We start from the raw sequence: 4,026 nt of genomic DNA on the forward strand, positions 1-4,026 counted from the left end.
GCTGGCGAAAGAATTTCGTTGCCCGGTTGTGGCCTTGTCACAGCTGAATCGAGGTCTGGAGCAGCGCACCAACAAGCGCCCGATCATGTCGGATCTACGTGAATCCGGAGCGATTGAGCAGGATGCAGACGTGATTGCTTTTGTTTACCGGGATGAGGTGTATCACCCGGAAAAAGAAGGTAATAAAGGCTTGGCGGAAATTGTAATCGGTAAACAGCGTAATGGCCCGGTGGGCAGTGTGCATCTGCTGTTCACTGGTCGATTTACACGTTTTGATGATCTTGAGCCGGGTAGTCTGGCTGCTTATAAAGAAGCAGGATTAATTTACACCGAGTAAGCCATCTCAGCAGATCAGGCAGCGATTCCGCCGTCGGTCATAGTGGAGCTCAATGGCAGCAAAGGCATCAGGTTCACTGAAAACTCCCATCCATTCGTGCCGCAGGTCTGCGGCATAAATCACTTCCACCTGGGTGGCATCAACCACTTTGATGCCATAACCACTCCAGGCACTGCCCAGCTGTCCGCTAAATCGTGGTGGGCTGTGATCCTGTGGATGTTCCAGCCATAAATTCACTTCATCACTGTTCAGTGGTAGCAAGACCGTGGCTTTTGGGGTTTCAAGAAAACGCAGTTGCTGAACAGCCAGGCTGCCGGGATCGGCAAAGGCACCCAGATGCAAAGCCTGGTCTGGCTGTACGGCATAAAGATACCAGCAGGCTGGTGTTTTCACTCGCCAGAAGCTCCAGCTGGTTGCCACTTTGCTTGCCAGTTGCTCCGGTAGGTGGTCGCCCTGGTTGGGTGGCATTTGCATGGATTGCTCCTGAATATGAGGGATTTCTTATGCAAGTCTACATTTGATGCTTGCGTTCTGCCAGCCAGCCAATGAATAAAAAGATTACAACAATAATGGGTGCCAGCCATTTAATGCTGATCAGGGAGAACCAGCCGGCCAGTACCGGTGTAAAGAGTACTGTCAGGGCGCCATAACCAAAGGCACACATCAGTACAAAGCCAAGTAAGCGTACCAGTCGTGGATAAGGTTTGAGCTGACGTTTCACAAAGCGGTTGATGTCATCACCATAAATAACCAGCAAGGTGGCAAGCAGGGCAAGGGTGACGCTGTTCATATGGGAGCGCGCCCAATAGCCGGAGCGCAGCAGAATTTCGTTGATGATGTCCATATTAAGTTCCATACAGTGAGTGATCTGCAGGAATAATAAGTGGTTGCAGAAGGAGTGCAACAGCGATCACGTAAAAATTGTTATCTCTGGCTATTGGAGGTGGGGGAATCACGGGTTAGAGTAGTGGACTGATGAACTCTTAACTTTAATCATGATTTAAGGCTCCAGATCAGATGAATCAAGCAACCGATAACTCAAAAAAAACCACCAGTGCTCTGATGCTCCCTGATGCAGACGGCTTTTTTGGCCCTTATGGTGGTCAGGCCGTTCCGCCCCATCTGAAAACAATCATGGATGATATTGCTCAGGCATATCTCAAAATTCGTGAAACCGCTGAATACCAGCAGGAGCTGATGGATCTGTATCAACACTATGTTGGTCGTCCCAGCCCGATTTATTTTGCCAGCCGCCTGACTGCAGCTTGTGGTGGAGCAAAGATTTATCTGAAGCGTGAAGACCTGAACCATACCGGTGCTCACAAGATCAATCATGCCTTGGGTGAGGCGCTGCTTGCCAAACACATGGGTAAAACCAAGGTGATTGCTGAAACGGGTGCCGGACAGCATGGTGTGGCCATGGCTACAGCCTGTGCGCTGGTAGGTCTGCCCTGCGAGATTCACATGGGTGCTGTTGATGTGGCAAAAGAGCACCCCAACGTCACCAAGATGAAAATTCTGGGTGCCAAACTCATTAGTGTGGAAACCGGTACACGTACTCTTAAAGATGCTGTGGACAGTGCTTTTGAAGAATACATGAAAGACCCGGATCACTTCTTTTATGCCATCGGTTCGGTGGTGGGTCCGCATCCTTTTCCAATGATGGTGCGCGATTTCCAGTCCATTATTGGTCGTGAAGCCCGCCAGCAGTTTCCGGCTATGACCGGTAAATTGCCGGATTATGTGGTGGCTTGTGTGGGTGGTGGTTCCAATGCCATGGGGCTGTTCTCCGGTTTTATGGATGATGAAAGTGTGAAGCTGGTGGGTGTTGAGCCTTCCGGTCGTGGTTTAGGCAAGGGTGAACATGCCGCTACGCTCACTTACGGTAAACCTGGCACCATGCACGGTTTCCACTCTTATATGCTGCAAGATGAACAGGGTGAGCCTGAACCGGTATATTCTATTGCTTCCGGTTTGGATTACCCTTCTGTGGGGCCTCACCATAGTTATCTGAAGGATCTGGGGCGTGCTGAATATCATGCCGTTGATGATGCAGCCTGTCTGGATGCTTTTATGAAACTGTCACGACTGGAAGGTATCATTCCCGCCCTTGAATCGGCTCATGCCGTAGCTTGGGTAATGCAACAGGCTGCGGCATTAGGATCAGATGTTTCAGTGCTGATCAACCTCTCTGGCCGTGGTGATAAAGATGCAGATTTTGTGGCGGAAAAGCTGTCACTCTAGTGTGTTTTACCGACCTGTATCATGGACTTGCTCGTCTAAATAAAGGATTATGCAACCTTTATGTCGTGGTCTGGCGTTTATGCTAGGCACCAGGCGGAGAAACTGAATGAACAAGCGGTTTGCAGATACCTCCATCCAGACGAAAGTTAACGCAGTGCTCTTGGCTGTGTTGCTGGTGGTGATGGTTGTTTCAATGCTTTTCACCATTCGCAGTGAGCGGGCCATGGTTGAAGAAGCCATGGAGCAGAATGTCCGGGATATGGCTGACAGCTATCTGGATACGCTGAACATCATGATGCTGACCGGAACCCTGGCGCAGTTTCGTGAAGTGCATCGTGAAAAGGTGTTAAGCCAGCCCGGTATCACCGAGGCACGGGTTCTGCGCGCAGAACCGGTTCGGCAGTTTTTTGGTCCGGGCACTGATATTGACCAGCCACGAGACGAATTGGATCGCCGTGCCTTGTCGGGTGAAGCGATTCAGATTATTCAGAACACCAGCCAGGGTCGAGTACTGACAGTGCTTCGTCCCGTGATCAACCAGTCGGATTATCGTGGCACCAACTGTACAACCTGTCACGTTGGTACTGAGGGTGAGCTGCTGGGTGTTATTCGCCTGAGTTATTCACTGGCTGACCTGGATCGTCGTATCAATCTGAATCTGCTGCAACTGGGTGGTGTGCAACTGCTGTTGTTTATTGCTGGTGTGCTGCTGATTTCTTGGGTGTTGTATCGAATCATTCTGCGCCCCTTGCGTTACCTGCGCAAAGCCATGCAGCAGGTGGAGGATCAGTCGGATTTGAGCGTTCGAGTGCATACGGTCAGAAGCCGTGATGAAATTGGCACTCTGTCGGTTGCGTTTAACACTATGCTGGAGCGCTTTTCTGCCAGCCTGCGACAGGTGGCATCCACTACCCGTACCCTGAAGTCCTCTGCCCACACCATTGCCACTGTGGCGGACGAAACAGTACGTGCTGTAGATACTCAGCTGACTGAGTCCGAGCAGATGGCTAGTTCAATGGAGCAGATGCAGGCCAGTGCTAATGAAGTGCGTGAGCATGCTCAAAGAACCTCTCAGGCATCAGCTCAGGCGGATAAAGAGGCCAGCTCCAGTCGTACGCTGACACAGGAGAGTATCTCTGGTATCCATCAACTGACCGAGCATCTTGAAAAAGCATCTGGTGTGATCAAGGCGCTGGATGAATACAGTGATGATGTTAGTAAGGTGCTGGAAATTATTACCGGTATTGCTGAGCAAACCAATCTGTTGGCATTAAATGCCGCAATTGAGGCGGCTCGTGCTGGTGAAAGTGGCCGAGGTTTTGCCGTGGTTGCTGATGAGGTTCGCTCACTGGCAAACCGTACTCATGAAGCAACCCAGGAAGTACGCCGCACCATTGATCGTCTGCAGGAAGAGGCCAAGGGTGCTGTGCGGATGATGGACACAG

The 4,026-nt window shown here is 50.9% G+C and carries 5 protein-coding genes; 3 read left to right on the forward strand and 2 right to left on the reverse strand.

Annotated features, from left to right (window positions below):
* Positions 1-337 (forward strand): DnaB-like helicase C-terminal domain-containing protein (locus IBX50_RS18010; protein ID WP_292257744.1); only part of this gene is annotated, 337 nt, incomplete at its 5' end.
* Positions 338-343: 6 nt separating this feature from the next.
* Here the strand turns inward: IBX50_RS18010 and IBX50_RS18015 are convergent.
* Both IBX50_RS18015 and IBX50_RS18020 read right to left on the reverse strand, forming a co-directional pair.
* On the reverse strand, positions 344-811 hold the full coding sequence (locus IBX50_RS18015; RefSeq protein ID WP_292257746.1) for a hypothetical protein: 468 nt from the start codon (positions 809-811) through the stop codon (positions 344-346).
* A gap of 37 nt (positions 812-848) precedes the next feature.
* Entirely contained in the window at positions 849-1,181 is a 333-nt protein-coding gene (locus tag IBX50_RS18020) for a DUF3392 family protein (protein ID WP_292257748.1), read from the reverse strand.
* Between the two features lie 173 nt (positions 1,182-1,354).
* Here IBX50_RS18020 and trpB point away from each other — a divergent pair, with 173 nt between their 5' ends.
* Positions 1,355-2,581: a tryptophan synthase subunit beta gene (gene trpB / locus IBX50_RS18025; protein ID WP_292257750.1), complete on the forward strand. Its 1,227-nt coding sequence runs from the start codon at positions 1,355-1,357 to the stop codon at positions 2,579-2,581.
* A gap of 106 nt (positions 2,582-2,687) precedes the next feature.
* Positions 2,688-4,026: methyl-accepting chemotaxis protein (locus tag IBX50_RS18030; RefSeq protein ID WP_292257752.1), on the forward strand; the 1,339-nt coding region annotated here is incomplete at its 3' end.

The organism is Marinospirillum sp. (genome assembly GCF_014859565.1).